Annotated in this window: 15 protein-coding genes; 8 read left to right on the top strand and 7 right to left on the bottom strand. The window is 71.2% G+C overall.

From position 1 onward, the window contains the following. Positions 1-513, bottom strand: a 513-nt coding sequence (locus tag AB0447_RS33590) for a hypothetical protein (protein ID WP_366480702.1), incomplete at its 3' end; no start/stop codon positions are given. A gap of 557 nt (positions 514-1,070) precedes the next feature. Between AB0447_RS33590 and AB0447_RS33595 the strand changes: the two genes are divergently transcribed. Next, a complete protein-coding gene (locus AB0447_RS33595) occupies positions 1,071-6,038 on the top strand; it encodes an FG-GAP-like repeat-containing protein (protein WP_366480703.1) in 4,968 nt (1,655 codons plus the stop codon). A 123-nt stretch (positions 6,039-6,161) separates the two neighbouring features. Here the strand turns inward: AB0447_RS33595 and AB0447_RS33600 are convergent, their stop codons facing one another. Beyond that, entirely contained in the window at positions 6,162-7,916 is a 1,755-nt protein-coding gene (locus AB0447_RS33600; RefSeq protein ID WP_366480704.1) for a biotin carboxylase N-terminal domain-containing protein, read from the bottom strand. Positions 7,917-8,224: 308 nt separating this feature from the next. Between AB0447_RS33600 and AB0447_RS33605 the strand changes: the two genes are divergently transcribed. Continuing rightward, positions 8,225-8,716 carry a hypothetical protein gene (locus AB0447_RS33605; protein ID WP_366480705.1) on the top strand — a complete coding sequence of 164 codons (492 nt, stop codon included), beginning with the start codon at positions 8,225-8,227 and terminating at the stop codon, positions 8,714-8,716. Here AB0447_RS33605 and AB0447_RS33610 read toward each other — a convergent pair. The 4 genes from AB0447_RS33610 to AB0447_RS33625 form a co-directional block, all read right to left on the bottom strand. Then, entirely contained in the window at positions 8,697-9,311 is a 615-nt protein-coding gene (locus AB0447_RS33610) for a nucleoside triphosphate pyrophosphatase (RefSeq protein WP_366480706.1), read from the bottom strand. The genes AB0447_RS33605 and AB0447_RS33610 overlap by 20 nt on opposite strands. Before the next feature lie 13 nt (positions 9,312-9,324). Then, on the bottom strand, positions 9,325-9,459 hold the full coding sequence (locus tag AB0447_RS33615; protein ID WP_351313513.1) for a hypothetical protein: 135 nt from the start codon (positions 9,457-9,459) through the stop codon (positions 9,325-9,327). A gap of 157 nt (positions 9,460-9,616) precedes the next feature. Then, the gene (locus tag AB0447_RS33620) at positions 9,617-9,826 is read right to left on the bottom strand and encodes an acyl-CoA carboxylase epsilon subunit (RefSeq protein ID WP_366480707.1); all 210 of its coding nucleotides are present in this window, start codon (positions 9,824-9,826) and stop codon (positions 9,617-9,619) included. A gap of 8 nt (positions 9,827-9,834) precedes the next feature. Beyond that, complete coding sequence (locus AB0447_RS33625) at positions 9,835-11,433, bottom strand: acyl-CoA carboxylase subunit beta (protein WP_366480708.1); 1,599 nt, start codon at positions 11,431-11,433, stop codon at positions 9,835-9,837. Positions 11,434-11,564: 131 nt separating this feature from the next. On the opposite strand from AB0447_RS33625, the gene AB0447_RS33630 reads away from it, so the two are divergent. The 4 genes from AB0447_RS33630 to AB0447_RS33645 all read left to right on the top strand — a co-directional run bounded on the left by AB0447_RS33630 (position 11,565) and on the right by AB0447_RS33645 (position 15,822). Next, entirely contained in the window at positions 11,565-12,416 is an 852-nt protein-coding gene (locus AB0447_RS33630; protein ID WP_366480709.1) for a biotin--[acetyl-CoA-carboxylase] ligase, read from the top strand. Positions 12,417-12,662: 246 nt separating this feature from the next. After that, positions 12,663-13,757: an adenylate/guanylate cyclase domain-containing protein gene (locus tag AB0447_RS33635; protein ID WP_366480730.1), complete on the top strand. Its 1,095-nt coding sequence runs from the start codon at positions 12,663-12,665 to the stop codon at positions 13,755-13,757. A 53-nt stretch (positions 13,758-13,810) separates the two neighbouring features. Beyond that, the gene (locus tag AB0447_RS33640) at positions 13,811-14,608 is read left to right on the top strand and encodes an enoyl-CoA hydratase-related protein (protein ID WP_366480710.1); all 798 of its coding nucleotides are present in this window, start codon (positions 13,811-13,813) and stop codon (positions 14,606-14,608) included. Between the two features lie 101 nt (positions 14,609-14,709). Continuing rightward, entirely contained in the window at positions 14,710-15,822 is a 1,113-nt protein-coding gene (locus tag AB0447_RS33645) for a GGDEF domain-containing protein (RefSeq protein ID WP_366480711.1), read from the top strand. A 229-nt stretch (positions 15,823-16,051) separates the two neighbouring features. Here AB0447_RS33645 and AB0447_RS33650 read toward each other — a convergent pair whose 3' ends face one another. Next, positions 16,052-16,696 (bottom strand): TetR/AcrR family transcriptional regulator, encoded by a 645-nt coding sequence (locus AB0447_RS33650; protein WP_366480712.1) that lies wholly within the window; start codon positions 16,694-16,696, stop codon positions 16,052-16,054. Between the two features lie 108 nt (positions 16,697-16,804). Between AB0447_RS33650 and AB0447_RS33655 the strand changes: the two genes are divergently transcribed. Together AB0447_RS33655 and AB0447_RS33660 are read left to right on the top strand one after the other, a co-directional pair. Next, entirely contained in the window at positions 16,805-17,647 is an 843-nt protein-coding gene (locus AB0447_RS33655) for an alpha/beta fold hydrolase (RefSeq protein WP_366480713.1), read from the top strand. Continuing rightward, on the top strand, positions 17,647-18,267 hold the full coding sequence (locus AB0447_RS33660) for a dihydrofolate reductase family protein (protein ID WP_366480714.1): 621 nt from the start codon (positions 17,647-17,649) through the stop codon (positions 18,265-18,267). The genes AB0447_RS33655 and AB0447_RS33660 overlap by 1 nt, the downstream gene beginning before the upstream one ends. Positions 18,268-18,319 lie beyond the last annotated feature (52 nt).

Below are 18,319 nucleotides of genomic sequence, written 5' to 3' on the forward strand. Positions count from 1 at the left end.
AACCGGAGCCGAAGTCTTACCCGCATCCGTGCGGTTGACGTTCAGGAGAAGGCTGCCCGCGCGGCCGACGCGCTTTGCGGCCGCCTGGTCCAGCAGGTCCACCTTCAGCTTGACGTCGGTCGCAGCGGCAGCCGGAGCCCCGGCCGCCATGGACCGCTTGGCCGGGTTGCCGGATGCGGCTGTCGGGGTGACCGCGGCGACCGAGACGGGCAGCTTGCCCGCCTTGACCGGCTTGCCGGCCATACCGGTGTCCTTCGCCGGGAGACCGAAGGCCCCAGCGCCGGTGGCCGACTTCAGCGCACTTTTTTCCGCCTTGGGCGCGTCAGGTAGTGCAATTTCAGCCGAACCGGCCGCAGGCCAGGCGATCTTCGGAGCGCCCTTCCATGCCTTCAGGTCCGACTCGGCGGGGCCGGAAGCCGGCTTGCCCTTGACGTTCTCGCCGTTGACCTTCGTCAGCTTCTGCAAGCCCGGCAGCTTGGGGCCGGAGGCGGCGGACGCCTCCAGCACGGTCATGCCACTGGCGAGCAGTGTGGTGGCCAGCAGCGGTATGGGCCACCGCCAGACACGCCTCAAAGGCGCACGCATGGCGTGCGCCTGGGATCGTCTCAAAATTCGAACACTCCCCGTTGGATCGCGCGGATCACGGTGATTTCGCGCTGTTGATTGGGTGCGCTGAATTTAACAGTGGGCGATCGAGGGCGTCGATTTTTTGGAAGGGTCCCCGGGGTCGGCCTGTGGCACATCATTGCTGGTCCGAGCGGTCAACCGGAACCTTGTATTCGGAATTTTTGATTCCGGTGAACGTCTGATAAAGGGCTGCGGTCGCGGGCGGGCTCGTGGGGGATCGCCTCGAATTTCCGGGGCTGTGGGTGCTACAAATCAATCGAACACATGTGACCTGTTGGCGGATGGCTGAAGTTCGGCCTCCGTTTAAGAGGTTCAGCCGACAGTTTTCGGCCACTCCTGAGAGGGGGTTGCCGGAACCGACCCCGAGGACTCAGTCAGTGAGACCCTTCCCGACGCGGTCACGCGTCGCGGGACCGCCCTCTCGCAGGGCACCCGTACTCACCTTGGCGACCGCGCTCGTCGCCACCCTGATCGGCGCGTTGCCCGCGGCTGCCGCGGCAGCCCCCGCGCTCTCGTCCGCCGCGCAGGCCGCCAAGGCCGCGAAGGACGACCAGGCGAACATGTCCCCCGAGGCGAAGGCCTCGGCCAAGGCCAAGGCCGAGGCCAAGCGCACCGGCAAGCGCGTCGAGGTCGGCTCGCTGCGCTCGGAGACCGAAGAGGTCTGGGCGAACCCGAACGGGACGTTCACCTCGGAGCAGTCTCTGGTGCCCACCCGGGTCCGTCACGGCGGAGCCTACGTCCCGGTGGACACCGGACTGGTGAAGCAGAAGGACGGCCGGATCGCCCCCAAGGCGACCGTCGCCCGGCTCAGTTTCTCCGGCGGTGGCAAGGCCCCGCTGGTGACCATGCGCAAGGACGGTCGGGACATCACCCTGACCTGGCCGAAGCCGCTGCCGGCGCCGATCGTGGAGGGCAACAGCGCCACGTACGCCGAGGTCATGAAGGGCGTGGACCTGCGGGTCAGCGCGGACGTGACCGGCTTCTCGCACCAGCTGGTGGTCAAGAACCGCGAGGCGGCGGCCAACCCGGAGCTGGCCTCCGTCGACTTCGGCCTCAAGGGCAACGGCGTCACCGTGCGCAAGGAGGTCAACGGCGAGCTGCTGGCCGTCGACCCCGCGGGCCAGACCCTGTTCAGTTCCGCCAAGCCCCAGATGTGGGACTCCGGCGCCGACCAGCCCCAGGCGGCCGCCGCCCCGACGCCCACCCCGTTGGCCAAGTCCTCCGCCAAGACTTCTGCCGACTCCTCGGCCAAGTCCGTCGCCGAAGCCGGAGCTGCCGCCGCAGCCGCCAAGGCCCCCAAGGCCCCCAAGCCCCCCAAGCCCCCCGTGGCCGACCGGGTGCGCGCCGTCGACGGCATCTCCCTCGGCAGCAAGCAGGCCGACCTCGGCGTCTCGCTGAAGGCCGACAAGCTGACGCTTACCACGGACCGCAAGCTGCTCACCGCGGCCGACACCACCTTCCCCGTCGTCATCGACCCGGTGTGGCGGGACGACTGGAAGTCGGCCTGGGCGGTGGCCTACAAGCACAACGGCATCCCCGGTTCGGCGAGCACCAACTACTGGAACGGCGGCACCCTCAGCAACGACGCCCGCGTCGGCTGCGCGAAGGACGCCCAGCGGGGCAACGCCGTCGTCTGTGCCAAGACCTTCTTCCAGGTCGGCATGGGCGGTCTGGGCGGCAAGCAGATCCTCAAGGCGGACCTGCGCATCCAGCAGAAGTATGCGGGCTCCTGGGGCTGCAATTCCGGTGACATCCAGGTCTGGGACACCGATGCCATCAGCGGCTCCACCACCTGGAACAACCAGCCCGCCTGGAAGCGGATGGTGGACGCCTCCGGCCAGTCCTACGGCGGCCGCAGCTGCCCCGGCGACGGCGACACCATCGAGCTGAACGTGACCTCCGCGGTCGCGGATGCCGCCCGCTGGAGCTGGCCGGCCTGGACCTTCGGTCTGAAGTCCGCCACCGACACGGTCGACGTCTCCTGGCGCAAGCTGAACCCGGACAGCGCCCGCATCTCGACCGAGTTCAACACGCTGCCCGACCCGATCTCCCCGGCCGATCGCTCGATGGACCCGTCCCTCCCCTGTGCGGGCGGCCAGATCGGTACCACCGACGAGGTGGTGCTGCGTGCCCGCATCAGCGACGCCGAGGACAACAAGGTCTGGGCCGAGTTCAACTACTGGAAGGACGACGACTACCACGGCACGATCAAGCGGCCGCTGGTCGAAATCACCAACGGTAACGTCGCCCAGCTCAGGATCCCGAAGACGGACCTTCCCGGAGCCACGTATCGGTGGGACGTACGCGGTCTCGACGGTACCGGTGCGGGTCCCTGGGCCGGTCAGTGCGTGTTCAGCATCGACCGGGACCGTCCCGGTTCGCAGCCGGGCGTGAGTTCGCCGCAGTTCCCCGAGGACGATCTGACGAACAACGGTTACGCGCGCACCGAGGGTACGTTCAACCTGACCGCCAACGGCGTCTCGGACATCACCAAGTACCAGTGGTACACGGCGTCCGACCCGACCGTCCGCACGGTCAACGCAACCTCTGTCGGCGGTCCGGGGCAGTTCAAGTACACCCCGACCACGGCGGGCCCGCACAGTCTCTTCGTCTGGAGCCTCGACGCCTCGGGCAATCGGTCCGACGTCACCTCGTACCTCTTCAACGCCAAGCGCCAGCCCAACCGGGACAAGCACGGCGACCTCGATGGCAACGGCACCGTCGACATCTGGAGTGTCGACCCCGGTTCCGGCCGCCTGTGGATGCACCCGGGCAACGGCGACGGTACGTTCGAGCCGTCCAAGAAGCTCGACAAGGGCTCCTTCGCCAACGTGGCCTCGCTGACCCACCGGGGCAGTTGGAACGCGGACTACTACGAGGACCTGGTCGCCCTGCGGCCGGCGCCCGACAACAGCCGCAAGCACCTGTACCTCCACCGGGGTAACGGTGACGGCGACCTCGAGCACAACGATGCCACCGCGATCCAAATATCGACCCAGTACTCCTCGGACGACCGCTGGGGCCAGGCCGATCAGGTAGTGGCGATCGGCAGCGTCAACGACGATCTCCTGCCCGACCCCGACAGCACCACCGGGGACGGAAAGATCGATGACAGCGACACTCCCGACCTGCTGGTCAAGGAGGGCTCCAACCTCTGGCTCTACGCCGGTACTCCGACGGGCAAGCTCGGTCTGCGTAACTTCCGGCCGATCCCGCTCGGCAACGCCGACTGGCAGGACATGACCCTGATCGCCCCCGGCGACCTCAACAAGGACGGTCTGCCGGAGATCTGGGCGCGTAACAAGACCACCGGCAAGATCCACCAGTACACCAGCCGCAAGACCACGGACACGACGGCGGCCGTTGCCCTCGACCTGACCGTGTACGCGGACCCGGCGGTCCGGACCACCTCCATCGGCACCGGGTTCACCGGCACCGCCTACCCGCACCTGTCCAGCAACGGCGACTTCGAGAACGACGGCTTCGTCGACCTCTGGTCGCGCAACGGCGACGGTGCGATCACCGAGTTCCCCGGTCGCGCGCTGAGCAACGGCTCCGCCTTCGGTGCCGGCAAGCCTCTCGTCCTCGGCGGTACGCCCTGGAACGAGTGCGAGACCGTCCCGTCGTCCGCCGACGCCAACGTCAAGCACTCCCTGTGCGGTCCGCTGCTGGCCAAGTTCAAGGCCGCGGGCGGCCTCGAGGGCTTCGGCAAGCCGACGGGCCCCGTCGGTGTGGCCGCCGACGACGGCCGGTTCATGCACTTCCGCATGAACAACTACAACTACGACAACGCCTCCATCTACTGGCACCGCAGCACCGGCGCCTGGATCGTCATCAACGGCATCCGTGAGAAGTGGATGAGCCTCGGGGCGGAGACCGGCTTCCTCGGCTACCCGACCTCGGACGAGAACCGCAACTCCGACGGCGTCGGCGTGGTGTCCACGTTCCGAGGCTCGGGCGGCGACGGCGCGATCTACTGGTCGCCCACGACCGGTTCCTGGGAGCTCCACGGCACCATCTACAAGAAGTACCTGGCGACCGGCGGCCCCAGCGGCTGGCTCGGCTACCCGACCACCGACGAGGTCAAGCACCCCGACGGCGTGGGCCGCTACAACCACTTCCGCCACCGGGACCAGACCTCCGACACCGCCTCCATCTACTGGACCACCACCACCCAGAAGGCCTGGTCGGTCCGCGGCGAGATCCGCAACAAGTGGGTTTCGCTCGGCGCCGAGAAGAGCTTCCTCGGCTACCCGAAGTCGGACGAGTACGACGTCTACGGCGGCCCCCGCGAGGACTTCGACGGAGGCTACATCCGGCACAACCACACCACCGGTGTGAGCGTCGAGCACAAGCCGAACGACCGCACCGCCCACCTGCGCACCGACCTGGCGGGTGACTTCAACGGCGACGGCCGGTCCGACATGGCCACCGTCTACGACTACGGCTACGACGCCACGGCGGTCTACACGCTGGCCGGCAAGACGGACGGCGGATTCGCCGCGCCCGTGCTCGTCTACGACAGCGGCCGCGGCAACTGGCGCTACAGCCAGTCGCAGTGGGTCGTCGGCGACTACAACAACGACGGTCGTGACGACCTGGCCGCGCTGTACGACTACGGCTGGGGCCAGAACGCCATGTTCACCTTCCTGAGCCAGGCCGACGGGACCTTCGTCCAGCTGAAGAGTGCAGCCTCCCCCGCCGGCAGCTGGGAGCCGACCAAGGCCAAGCTGGTCGCCGGTGACTTCAACGGCGACAAGCGCGACGACGTGGCGTTCTTCTACGACCACGGCGGCTCGACCGGCGCCCACACCTTCATCTCGAAGGCGGACGGCTCGTTCAACCACTCCTTCGGCAGCTGGCGCTCGGCGCAGGGCGGCTGGTACTGGAACGAGTCCAAGCAGGTCGCCGGTGACTTCAACGGCGACGGCCGGGACGACATCCTCGCCGTCTACGGCTTCGGCAACGGCACCGTGACCGCCTACACCCTGCTCGGCAAGCCCGACGGCGGCTTCGCCGACCCGGTGGCCTCGTGGACCCGCTCCCCGGGCAACTGGGAGTACAACAAGAGCCGGATCACCTCGGGCGACTACAACGCCGACGGCCGCGCCGACCTCGCCATCCTGTACGACTACACCGAGGGCAGGGCGGCGCTGTTCACCCTGACCGGTCGGCCCGACGGCGGAGTCAACGAGGACTTCAAGAGCTGGGAGGTTCCCGCGGGCAACTGGTACGCCGGGTCGTACGGCATGCCGGTGTCCGGCGACAGCGACAAGGACGGTCGCGATGACATCGCGATCATGTACAACTACGCCACCGGAGCCACGGCGGCGTTCACCTTCAAGGCCCGCACCGACGGCGGCTTCGTAGCCCCCCTGAAGAGCTGGCAGGCGGCACCGGGCACCTGGTAGTCCGGTAGCAGCACCGCCTGAAGGCGTGAAACAGCACGAAGCCCCCGCCCGGGTGAACCGGGCGGGGGCTTCGTCGTACAGACCCTGAGATCAGACTCCGAGGTCGGAGATCGGACTCCGAGGTCAGTCCTTGATCTCGCAGATCGTCGCGCCGGACGTGACCGAGGCGCCGACCTCGGCCGCGAGGCCCACGATCGTGCCGGAGCGGTGCGCGTTCAGCGGCTGCTCCATCTTCATGGCCTCCAGGACGACGATCAGCTCGCCCTCGGTGACCTCCTGGCCCTCCTCCACCGCGACCTTCACGATGGTGCCCTGCATCGGCGAGGCGAGGGTGTCGCCGGACGCGGCCGGGCCGGACTTCTTGGCGGCGCGGCGCTTCGGCTTGGCGCCGCCCGCGGCCGCGGTGCGGGCCAGGGTCATGCCCAGCGAGGACGGCAGGGAGACCTCGAGGCGCTTGCCGCCGACCTCGACGACGACGGTCTCGCGGCCCGGCTCCTCCTCGAGGTCCTCGCCCACCGGTGCGGCGAAGGCGGGGATCTCGTTGACGAACTCGGTCTCGATCCACCGGGTGTGGACCCGGAATGGGTCCGAGGTGAAGGCCGGGTCGGCGACCACCGCGCGGTGGAACGGGATGGCCGTGGCCATGCCCTCCACCTCGAACTCCGCGAGGGCGCGGGCGGCCCGCTGCAGGGCCTGCTCGCGGGTGGCGCCGGTGACGATCAGCTTGGCCAGGAGCGAGTCCCAGGCCGGGCCGATCACCGAGCCGGACTCGACACCCGCGTCCAGGCGGACGCCCGGGCCGGTCGGCGGGTTGAACGTGGTGACCGTACCCGGGGCCGGCAGGAAGTTGCGGCCCGGGTCCTCGCCGTTGATGCGGAACTCGAACGAGTGGCCGCGCAGCACGGGGTCGCCGTAGCCGAGCTCCTCGCCGTCGGCGATGCGGAACATCTCGCGGACCAGGTCGATGCCGGTGACCTCTTCGGTGACCGGGTGCTCGACCTGGAGGCGGGTGTTGACCTCCAGGAAGGAGATCGTTCCGTCCAGGCCCACCAGGAACTCGACGGTGCCCGCGCCGACGTAGCCGGCCTCCTTGAGGATGGCCTTGGACGCGGCGTACAGCTGCGCGTTCTGGGCCTCCGACAGGAACGGCGCGGGGGCCTCCTCCACCAGCTTCTGGTGGCGGCGCTGCAGCGAGCAGTCTCGGGTGGAGACGACCACCACGTTGCCGTGCGAGTCGGCCAGGCACTGGGTCTCGACGTGGCGCGGCTTGTCGAGGTAGCGCTCGACGAAGCACTCGCCGCGCCCGAAGGCGGCGACGGCCTCGCGGACCGCGGAGTCGTACAGCTCCGGCACCTCCTCGAGGGTGCGGGCGACCTTCAGGCCGCGACCGCCGCCGCCGAAGGCGGCCTTGATCGCGATCGGCAGGCCGTGCTCCTCGGCGAAGGCGACGACCTCCTCCGCACCGGACACGGGGTCCGGGGTGCCCGCGACCAGCGGGGCGCCGGCCCGCTGGGCGATGTGTCGGGCGGCGACCTTGTCACCCAGGTCGCGGATCGCCTGGGGCGGCGGGCCGATCCAGGTCAGGCCGGCGTCGATGACCGCCTGCGCGAATTCGGCGTTCTCCGAGAGGAAGCCGTATCCGGGATGGATGGCGTCCGCACCGGAGTCGGTGGCGGCCTGAAGAACCTTCGCGATGTCCAGGTAACTGGCGGCCGGGGTGTCACCGCCCAACGCGAAGGCTTCGTCGGCCGCGCGGACGTGCAGAGCGTCCCGGTCCGGATCGGCGTATACGGCTACGCTCGCGATCCCGGCGTCCCGGCAGGCCCGGGCAACGCGGACAGCGATTTCGCCACGGTTGGCGATGAGCACCTTGCGCACGATGGCTCCCTCCTTTGAAACAAGCTGAGTTTAGGGACAGCCGACACGGGCTTTCGACCCGTCTCCAGAGGTGAGCTTGCCCACACAGAGCGTTATTCGAGGCCGGTTCGAGTTCAAAGAACCCTTGTGGCGCCCCAGGTCGGGGGCATCCCCAACGGCACAGTAACCCTGTCATGTGGTCAAGGTCTCTGTGCGCACGCGCAGCGGCCCCCGACGATTCTTTGTGGGGTCCCTACGAACGCCCCGATCATTCTTTGCCTGTGCCCAGCCCCTTGTCCCGTGGTTTACCCGTTAGTAGCCTCCGGGGCATGCTGCGCAGACTGGTGGCCGGAGCGGCCACCCTCGTGCTCGTCGCGGAAGCGGCGGTTCTCGTCCTCGTCCACGTCGTGCTGGGCCGGACGACGGCGAGCCAGTCCATGTCGATCGCCGGCAGCGATCCGGATGTCATGTCCAAGGCAACCTATGCCATGGGTGCGGGCATCGGCGCGTTCCTGCTGCTGTGCGCCGCCCTGCTGGCCGTCGCAGCCATCCGGGACCGGGCACCCGGCCGGTTCGCCCGGGCGGTCCTCATCGGAGCCGCCTTCACCCACGGCATCCTCGGTGCGCTCGTCGTGGGCCTGGTCGGCTGGCCCGCCTTCGCCGTGATGATGCTGATCCTGTGTCTGATCGTCCTGGCCCTGATGCTCTTCCCGGACACGCCGGACACGCCGGACACGCCGAAGGCGGAGGGGGCGGACGCGGCGGGCCGGGCGGCAGGAGGCTCGCCCGGACCCGCGGAGGTCACGCCCACAAGTCCGTGATGGACACGCCCAGTTCGCCCAGCAGTGAGCGCAGCAGCGGCAGCGAGAGCCCGATCACATTGCCGTGGTCGCCGTCGATGCCCTCGATGAACGGCCCCGACAGGCCGTCCAGGGTGAAGGCGCCGGCCACGTGCAGCGGCTCCCCGCTCGCCACGTACGCCGCCACCTCCGCGTCCGTCGGCTCACCGAACCGCACCGTCGTCGAGGCGGTGGCCGACACCTGACGCCCGGTCGCCGTGTCGATCACACAGTGCCCGGTGCGCAGTACGCCCGCCCGCCCGCGCATCGCCTTCCAGCGGGCCGTGGCCTCCTCGGCGTCCGCCGGCTTGCCCAGCGCCTCGCCGTCCAGCTCCAGTACGGAGTCACAGCCGATCACCAGGGCCCCCGCGGCCGACTCCAGGCCGGCCACCACGCCCGCCTTGGCCTCCGCCAGCGCGAGCGCGAGCTCGGCCGGGCTGTCCGCGTCCAACGAGTCCTCGTCGAACCCGCTGACGATCACATGCGGGGCGAGCCCGGCCTGGCGGAGCAGGTTCAGCCGGGCGGGAGAGGCGGAGGCGAGGACCAGGGAGCGCGGTTCGGCAGTCATGCCCGCCATCGTAGGGGCGCGGCTAGAACCCGCCCACGCCGAGGACATAGACGAGCACCAGCATGGCCACCGCGAGGATCACCGTCATCCGGCGGATCATCGCCTGCGCCTCGCGCATGTCCTTCGGCGGCTCGTTCTTCGGGTCGGACCAGAGCATGCCCCGATCCTGTCCCCCGGGGCCCGAGCGGCGCCTGAGTACGGGTACTCAGGCGCCCCCCGGCGATCCCCTAAGGGTCACGCCGGCATGCCGTCACGCAGGCACGCCGACATGCCGGCGCACCGACACGCCGTCACACCGGCGCGCTGGTACGCCGTTACGCAGGCCAGTACGTACGTCCCCACGCGCGCGGTCCCGGCTGCGGCATCCGCTGCTGCCGGGCCACCCGCGCCGGATCCGACCACTGGTCCGGGGTCCGTACCGCGCCCGGCGCCGCCGCAGCCAGCGCCGCCGCGCGCACTTGGACCACCGCCAGTGCGGCGGCCAGCTCCTCCGGGGTCGGGTTCCCCTTGACGACCTTGATCACAGGACCTCCTAGAGGGGGATGTTGCCGTGCTTCTTCGGGGGCAGGGACTCGCGCTTCGTCCGCAGCTGACGCAGGCCCTTCACGATGTGTGCCCGCGTCTCCGACGGCATCACCACCGCGTCGACGTATCCGCGCTCGGCCGCCGTGTACGGGTTCAGCAGCGTGTCCTCGTACTCGGCGATCAGCCGTGCCCGGGTCGCCTCGACGTCCTCGCCGGCGGCCTCGGCCTCGGCGATCGCCCGCCGGTGCAGGATGTTCACCGCGCCCTGCGCGCCCATCACCGCGATCTGCGCGGTCGGCCAGGCCAGGTTGAGGTCCGCGCCCAGGTGCTTGGAGCCCATCACGTCGTACGCGCCGCCGAAGGCCTTGCGGGTGATGACGGTGATCAGCGGCACGGTGGCCTCGGCGTACGCGTAGATCAGCTTGGCGCCGCGGCGGATGATGCCGCCGTACTCCTGGTCGACGCCCGGCAGGAAGCCCGGCACGTCCACGAAGGTCAGCACCGGCACGTTGAAGGCGTCGCAGGTCCGCACGAACCGCGCCGCCTTCTCCGAGGCGTTGATGTCCAGGCAGCCGGCGAACTGCATCGGCTGGTTGGCGACGATGCCCACCGGGTGCCCCTCGACCCGGCCGAAGCCGGTCAGGATGTTCGGCGCGAACATCGCCTGGGTCTCCAGGAACTCGCCCTCGTCCAGGACGTGCTCCAGCACCGTGTGCATGTCGTACGGCTGGTTGGCGCTGTCCGGGATCAGTACGTCGAGCTCCCGGTCGGTGTCCGAGACCTCGGTGTCCGCCTCCTCCGGGAAGGCCGGCGGCTCCGACAGGTTGTTCGACGGGAGGTAGGAGAGCAGCGACTTCACGTACTCGATGGCGTCCTTCTCGTCACCCGCCATGTGGTGCGCCACGCCCGAGGTGGTGTTGTGGGTCCGGGCCCCGCCCAGCTCCTCGAAGCCCACGTCCTCGCCGGTGACCGTCTTGATGACGTCCGGTCCGGTGATGAACATGTGCGAGGTCCGGTCGACCATCACGGTGAAGTCGGTGATCGCGGGCGAGTACACGGCGCCGCCCGCACACGGGCCGACGACCAGGCTGATCTGCGGGATGACACCCGAGGCGTGGGTGTTCCGGCGGAAGATCTCCCCGTACATGCCGAGGGCCATGACGCCCTCCTGGATCCGCGCGCCGCCGGAGTCGTTGATGCCGACCACCGGGCAGCCGGTCTTCAGCGCGAAGTCCATCACCTTCATGATCTTCTGCCCGAAGACCTCGCCGAGGGCTCCGCCGAACACCGTGAAGTCCTGCGAGAAAACGGCGACGGGCCGGCCGTCGACGGTGCCGTAACCGGTGACGACGCCGTCGCCGTACGGGCGGGTCTTCTCCAGCCCGAAATTGGTCGACCGGTGCCGGGCGAGCTCGTCGAGCTCGACGAAGGAGTCCTCGTCGAGCAACAGCGCCACCCGCTCACGAGCCGTCAGCTTGCCCTTGGCATGCTGCTTCTCCACGGCGCGCGCCGAGCCGGCGTGCGTGGCTTCGTCGATCCGGCGCTGCAGATCCGCGATCTTGCCCGCGGTGGTGTGGATGTCGATCGGCTCTGAGGGTTGAGACATCGGGGTCGCGGCTCCCTGAGTGGTGTCCACTGCCTGGTCAATTGATTGACTACTGCTGGCTACTGGTGCGTAGCGTAACGGCGGGCATGCCGCACGGCAGTGCGGCGTTTGACACACCTAATCTGGCTTGCATGACGCCATCAGATGCATCAGCCGGGCGCTGGTCCAGCCTCGACCGGCCGCCGCTTTCCGTCGCCTCCCTGCGCCGCGCCCTGGTCGCCGAGGGCAGCCTGTGGAGCTCGCTGGAGGTCGTGGACTCCACCGGGTCGACCAATTCCGATCTCGCGGCCCGTGCCGGGGCGCTGCCCGAGGGGGCGGTGCTGGTCGCCGAGGAGCAGACCGCCGGGCGGGGCCGGCTCGACCGCAGCTGGGTCGCACCGGCCAGATCCGGCCTGTTCTTCTCCGTGCTGCTGAAGCCGGCGGAGGTTCCGGTGGAGCGGTGGGGGTGGCTGACCCTGCTCGCCGGGGTGGCCACCTCGGCCGGGCTGTCCCGGGCGGCCGGGGTGGACACGGCACTCAAGTGGCCCAACGACCTGCTGGTCACCGTGGACGGCGAGGAGCGGAAGGCGGGCGGGATCCTCGCGGAGCGGGTCGAGGGCGGTCTGGTCATCGGGATCGGGCTGAACGTCACGCTCTCGGAGGACGAGCTGCCGGTGCCGGCGGCGGGTTCGCTGGCGCTGGCGAAGGCGTCGGTGACCGACCGGGAGCCGCTGCTGAAGGCGGTCCTGCGGTCGCTGGAGGAGTGGTACGGGCGCTGGCGCGAGGCGGGCGGCGACCCGGCGGCGAGCGGGCTCCAGGAGACCTACGCGGCGGGCTGCGCGACGCTGGGGAGGCATGTCCGGGCGGAGCTGCCGGGCGGGCGCGAGCTGACCGGGACGGCCGAGGCGGTGGACGCGGAGGGGCGGCTGGTCGTCCGTACGGCGGAGGGGGCGCGGGAGGCGGTGGGCGCGGGCGACGTGGTCCACCTCCGCTCCACGCACTGACCGCCGGCCAGGTGCGGGCCGGGTTGCCGCGCTGCGGCGATTCCGGCCCCGCCGGGGCCGGAGGCGGCCGATCCCCGGCCGGGCGAGTGAGCTACGGCACACCTGCCGTATGGTTTAGGCGATCGCGGTCCTCGCGGTGATCAACCGGTTCGGCAGGGCAGTGCGCACGGAATGGACAGGAGGCGGCCCTTGACCGTCGACGACACTGGTTCCGGCGCGCCCGCTTCGAACGGCCCTGCCACGCCGATCGGGCGGGACCAGCACACTCCGCTCCACGAGGTGGACCACACCGCGCAGCCGACGGCGGATCCGCTCGCCATCCGGCTGGAGCAGCTGATCCTGGGTGCCGAGCGCCGGTACACCCCCTTCCAGGCCGCCCGGAGCGCCGGCGTTTCGATGGAGCTGGCCTCGCGCTTCTGGCGGGCGATGGGTTTCGCGGACATCGGCCAGGCGAAGGCGCTGACCGAGGCGGACGTGCTGGCGCTGCGCCGGCTCGCGGGTCTGGTGGAGGCCGGGCTGCTGAGCGAGCCGATGGCGGTGCAGGTGGCCCGGTCGACGGGGCAGACCACGGCCCGTTTGGCGGAGTGGCAGATCGATTCCTTCCTGGAGGGGCTGACGGAGCCGCCGGAGCCGGGGATGACCCGCACGGAGGTCACGTACCCGCTGGTGGAGCTGCTGCTGCCGGAGCTGGAGGAGTTCCTCGTCTACGTGTGGCGCCGCCAGCTCGCGGCGGCCACCGGCCGCGTGGTGCAGGCCGCGGACGACGAGGAGATGGTGGACCGGCGACTCGCGGTCGGTTTCGCGGACCTGGTCGGGTTCACCCGGCTGACCCGGCGCCTGGAGGAGGAGGAGCTCGGCGAGCTGGTGGAGGCCTTCGAGACCACGGCGGCGGACCTGGTGGCCGCGCACGGGGGCCGGCTGATCAAGACGCTGGGCGACGAGGTCCTGTTCTGCGCGGACGACCCGGGCACGGCGGCGGAGATCGCGCTGCGGCTGGTCGAGACGATGGAGGCCGATCCGTCGATGCCGGAGCTGCGGGTCGGGATGGCCTTCGGCACGGTCACCACCCGGATGGGCGATGTGTTCGGGACGACCGTGAACCTGGCGAGCCGTCTGACCTCCATAGCGCCGAAGGACGCCGTGCTGGTGGACGGGGCGCTGGCCGAGGGGCTGGGCCGTACGGGTGAAGCGCCGGTTTCCGAGAAGGAGGCCGAGGCGCAGGGCGCGGAGGAGCGGCCGTACCGCTTCGCGCTCCAGCCCATGTGGCAGCGGCCGGTGCGAGGCCTGGGCGTGGTGGAGCCCTGGTTGCTGACGCGGCGGGCCTCTAAGATCCCCGGGTGATGCACGGTAACGCTCGTTAACCGGCCGACCGGCCGGTCGGGAGGGATTCACTCATGGGTCAGCGTTTCGGGGAGTTCGTCGAGGTACGCCGCCATGGCGACGACGGGGTTGTGGAGCTGGTGCTGGACCGGCCCAAGGCGATGAACGCGGTCTCGACGGAGATGGCCCGGTCGATCGGTGCGGCGTGCGCGGCGCTGGCCGCGGACCCGGCGGCGCGGGTGGTCGTCCTGACGTCGACGCACGAGCGGGCGTTCTGCGTGGGCGCGGACCTGAAGGAGCGCAATTCCCTGTCGGACGCGGAGCTGGTGCGGCAGCGGCCGACCGCCCGGGGCGCGTACGGGGGTGTGCTGGAGCTGCCGATGCCGACGATCGCGGCGGTGCACGGGTTCGCGCTGGGCGGCGGCTTCGAGCTGGCACTGGCCTGCGACGTGATCGTGGCGGACGAGAGCGCGGTGGTGGGCCTGCCGGAGGTGTCGGTCGGGGTGATTCCGGGCGGCGGCGGTACGCAGCTGCTGCCGCGGCGGGTGGGGGCGGCCCGGGCGGCCGAGCTGATCTTCACGGCGCGGCGGGTGGAGGCCGCGGAGGCGGCCGGGCTGGGGCTGGTGGACGTACTGGTTCCGGCGGGCGAGGACCGTACGGAGGCCCTCGCGCTGGCCGGGCGGATGGCCGTGAACTCGCCGGTGGGGCTGCGGGCGGCCAAGCGGGCGCTGCGGCTCGGGCACGGGATGGACCTGGCGGCCGGCCTGGAGATCGAGGACGCGGCGTGGCGGACGGTGGCCTTCTCCGGGGACCGGGCCGAGGGCGTGGCGGCGTTCAACGAGAAGCGGAAGCCGGCCTGGCCGGGGGAGTGAGGCGCACGCGGGTCCGGGCGGATTCTCCGCCCGGACCCGCCTCGTGCTCTGATGCTCCATCAAGCATCACCAAATCGGACAAAACTCCCTAGCCTGGGGTGATGGGAGTTGACGGGCGGCTGCGGGCCGTGGTGAGCCTGGCGCAGGCCATGGCGGCGGCGCACACGCCGCAGGGCAGTGTGCGGGCGGCCGCGCGGGGTGCGCGGACGGCCATGGACGGGTCGTTCGCGGCGATCTCCGAGTGGGAGCGGGAGCGGGGCCGGCTGCGGGTCCTCGTGAACGAGGGCGAGCGGCGGGACGGCGAGGAGGAGTTCCCGGAGGACGAGTCCTATCCCGTGCACGACTTCCCCGAGATCACCGAGTTCCTGCACGAGCGGTGGGCGGGTGGCGGAGGGCCGCACGCCTGGGTGGAGCACGCGGGCGGCGACCGGCCGGGCCGGCGCGGCGAAGCGCTGCGGCGGCGGGGGCGCGGGACCTGTGTGGTCGCGCCGATCGTCCTGAGCGGACGGGCCTGGGGCGAGCTGTACGTGGCCCGGAACGAAGGGCTGCCCGGATTCGACGCGGACGACGCGGAGTTCGCGACGGTGCTGGCCGCGGTGGTGGCGGCCGGTCTGGCCCAGAACGAGCGGCTGGAGGAGGCGCGCCGGCTGGCCTTCACCGATCCGCTGACCGGGCTGGCGAACCGGCGGGCCGTCGACATGCGGCTCGACGAGGCGCTGGAGCGGCACCGGACGGCCGGGGCGGTGGTCAGCCTGGTCGTCTGCGACCTCAACGGCCTCAAGAGGGTCAACGACACCCTCGGGCACGCCATGGGGGACCGGCTGCTGGAGCGGTTCGGGTCGGTCCTGAGCCTGTGCGGGGCGATGCTGCCGGGCGCGCTGGTCGCGCGGCTCGGCGGGGACGAGTTCTGCGTCGTGTCGGTGGGGCCGGCCGCGGACGAGGTGGTGCGGGTGGCGGAGCTGGTGTGCGAGCGGGCCGGCGAGCTGGAGCTGGGGGAGGGGGTGGCCTGCGGGGTCGCCTCCACCGGGGACGAGATCGGGGAGGTGCGGTCCTCGCGGCGGCTGTTCCGGCTGGCGGACGCGGCGCAGTACAAGGCGAAGGCGGCGAGGTCCGCGAAGCCGGTGGTGGCGGGGCGGGACCACGCGGTGGTGCGGCTGGCGGATGCGCCGCCGGCGGGGACGGGGGAACGCCGCCGCTTCCGCGGCCGCGGCTGAGCCGGGCCGGGCTCGCTCCGCCCCTGGCCGTTGCCGGCCTGCGCCGCCGCCCTTGTCGGGGAGCAGGCCCGGTGGACCGGTGCGGCACCGTTGCCGGGGCGCCGCCCCGGACCCCGCGCCTCAAACGCCGGCGGGGCTGGATTGGCCGGGCCCCGGTGGGCCGGTGCGGCGTCGTTGCCTGGGCGCCGCCCGGACCCCGCGCCTCGAACGCCGGCGGGGCTGGATTGGTCTAGAGGCCGCGCTCGACCATCGTGATGACGTCCTGGCCGGCCGTGTGGGCCTGCTCCGGAGTGACCCCCCGGAGCGGGCCGTCGATCATGAGGACCGCGAGTCCGTGGACCGCGGACCAGGCCAGGAACTCGGCGCCCGGGCGCCGCTCCAGCGGAAGCACGTCCGCGTCGACCAGGTCGTCCAGGGCGGCGCCGAGGATCTCGAACGGGGTCAGTCCCCGCTCTCCCGCCGCCGTGTCGTCCGCCGCGTGGGTCATGTCCGCCGGGGTGTGGAAGGCGGCCCGGAACAGGCCCGGTTCGGCGACCGCGTAGCCGAGGTAGCCGGTGCCGACGGCCCGGAACCGGGCCCGCGCGCGGGCGGCCGGGTCCGCCGTCGGCGGTACGGCCGCCTGCTCGGCCTCCATCCGGTCCGCCACCTTCGCCATGGCTGCCATCGAGACGGCGTGGACCAGGGCGTCCCGGTGGGCGAAGTGCCGGTAGGCGGCATTGGGCGCCACCCCGGCCCGCCGGGTGACCTCGCGCAGGGAGATGGCCTCGGGCCCGCCCTCGGCGGCGAGTTCCACCGCCGCGTCGAGCAGGGCCCGGCGCAGGTTTCCGTGGCGGTAGGTGGCGCGCTTGGGCGGGGTCGGATCGGCGGCTGCCATCTGCCCTGCTCCTTCGGTGAGTTGCCGTCATTGGATGTGGACAGCGTCCACTTCTTCTGGTTAGTCTATGGGCAACGGATGTGAACGGCGTACACATTGGGGGGTTCCATGAGCTTCGAAACCGTGGTGTCGACGGACGGCACGCGCATCGCCTATGAGCGGAAGGGTGCCGGCCCGGCCCTGATCCTGGTCAGCGGCGCCTTCGGCGTCCGCGAGGACCCGCACTGGCGCGAGTTCGCCGACGCGCTCGCCGACCGGTTCACCGTGGTGGCGTACGACCGCCGGGGCCGCGGCGGCAGCGACGACAACGGCGGCAACGGCGAGGGCGGTTCCGCCGCGCGGTACGACGTGCAGCGCGAGGTGGAGGACCTGTCCGCGGTGATCGCCGCCGTGGGTGGCCCGGCGTACCTGTTCGGCCTGTCGTCCGGCGCGGTGCTCGCGCTCGAGGCGGTCGCCCGCGGCGCGGCCGTCACCCGCCTCGCCCTGTACGAACCGCCCTTCGTCGTGGACGGCAGCCGGCCGCCGGTCCCCGCCGAGTACCTCGACCGGCTGACCGCGCTGCTGGCGGAGGGCCGCCGCGGGGACATGGTCGAGTACTTCATGACGGCTGCGGTCGGTGTACCGGCCGAATTCCTCGGCGGGATGCGCCAGGACCCCTCGTGGGGCTCCATGGAGGCGGTCGCGCACACCCTCCCGTACGACGCCGTGGCCATGGGAGACACCATGAGCGGCCACCCGCTGCCGGCCGGCCGCTGGGCCTCGGTGTCCCTGCCGGTGCTGGTCGCCGACGGCAGCGAGACCTTCCCCTGGATCCACGCATCGGCCGACGCCCTGGCCGGAGTGCTGCCGGACGCGGTCCGCCGCACCCTGGAGGGGCAGGACCACGGCGTCGAGGCGAAGTCGATGGCGCCCGTGCTGGCGGAGTTCTTCGGCCGGGAGGAGGGGCACTGATGGGCGGCAAGGTGTTCGTGTCGATCGGGATGAGCCTCGACGGATACATCGCCGGGCCGAACGCCCGCCCCGGCAACCCCCTCGGCGACGGCGGCATGAAGATCCACCGCTGGGTGTACGGGGTGGAGGCGTGGCGGGAGCGGCAGAACCTCGGCGGCGGCGGGACCAACGTCTCCGGAGAGATCGTCGAGGAGAACTTCGAGCGCGCCGGGGCGTACGTCATGGGCCGCCGGATGTTCGCGGAGGGCGAGGAGGGCTGGCCCGACCCGCCGCCGTTCCGGGCGCCGGTGTTCGTCCTCACCCACACCCCGCGCGACCCCTGGGAGCGGCAGGGCGGGACCACGTTCCACTTCGTCACCGAGGGCCCGGAGGCCGCGCTGGAGCGGGCCCGGGCGGCGGCCGGGGGCAAGGACGTACAGATCTCGGGCGGCGCCGAGACCGTACGGCAGTTCCTCAACGCCGGCCTGGTGGACGAGCTGGAGGTCCACCTCGCCCCGCTGGTCCTCGGCTCCGGCGTCCGGCTGCTCGACGGAGTGGATCCGGGGGTCACCCTCACGCCGGAGCGGACCGTGGGCACCGGGGAGGTCACCCACATCCGCTACCGGGTGGCGACGGGGTGACCCGAGGACGTGCCCCAGACCACTAGTGACATGTTGAGATTCAGTCCGTAGG

It is taken from the genome of Streptomyces sp. NPDC051211, assembly GCF_040689505.1.
GTDB lineage: Bacteria > Actinomycetota > Actinomycetes > Streptomycetales > Streptomycetaceae > Streptomyces.

What these genes read in the sequence shown, in the direction of transcription:
- AB0447_RS33605 (WP_366480705.1), top strand. Translation starts at nt 8,225, where the DNA reads ATGCTGCGCAGACTGGTGGCCGGAGCGGCCACCCTCGTGCTCGTCGCG.
- AB0447_RS33610 (WP_366480706.1), bottom strand. Translation starts at nt 9,311, where the DNA reads ATGGCGGGCATGACTGCCGAACCGCGCTCCCTGGTCCTCGCCTCCGCC.
- AB0447_RS33625 (WP_366480708.1), bottom strand. Translation starts at nt 11,433, where the DNA reads ATGTCTCAACCCTCAGAGCCGATCGACATCCACACCACCGCGGGCAAG.
- AB0447_RS33645 (WP_366480711.1), top strand. Translation starts at nt 14,710, where the DNA reads ATGGGAGTTGACGGGCGGCTGCGGGCCGTGGTGAGCCTGGCGCAGGCC.
- AB0447_RS33660 (WP_366480714.1), top strand. Translation starts at nt 17,647, where the DNA reads ATGGGCGGCAAGGTGTTCGTGTCGATCGGGATGAGCCTCGACGGATAC.
- AB0447_RS33640 (WP_366480710.1), top strand. Translation starts at nt 13,811, where the DNA reads ATGGGTCAGCGTTTCGGGGAGTTCGTCGAGGTACGCCGCCATGGCGAC.
- AB0447_RS33615 (WP_351313513.1), bottom strand. Translation starts at nt 9,459, where the DNA reads ATGCTCTGGTCCGACCCGAAGAACGAGCCGCCGAAGGACATGCGCGAG.
- AB0447_RS33630 (WP_366480709.1), top strand. Translation starts at nt 11,565, where the DNA reads ATGACGCCATCAGATGCATCAGCCGGGCGCTGGTCCAGCCTCGACCGG.
- AB0447_RS33650 (WP_366480712.1), bottom strand. Translation starts at nt 16,696, where the DNA reads ATGGCAGCCGCCGATCCGACCCCGCCCAAGCGCGCCACCTACCGCCAC.
- AB0447_RS33655 (WP_366480713.1), top strand. Translation starts at nt 16,805, where the DNA reads ATGAGCTTCGAAACCGTGGTGTCGACGGACGGCACGCGCATCGCCTAT.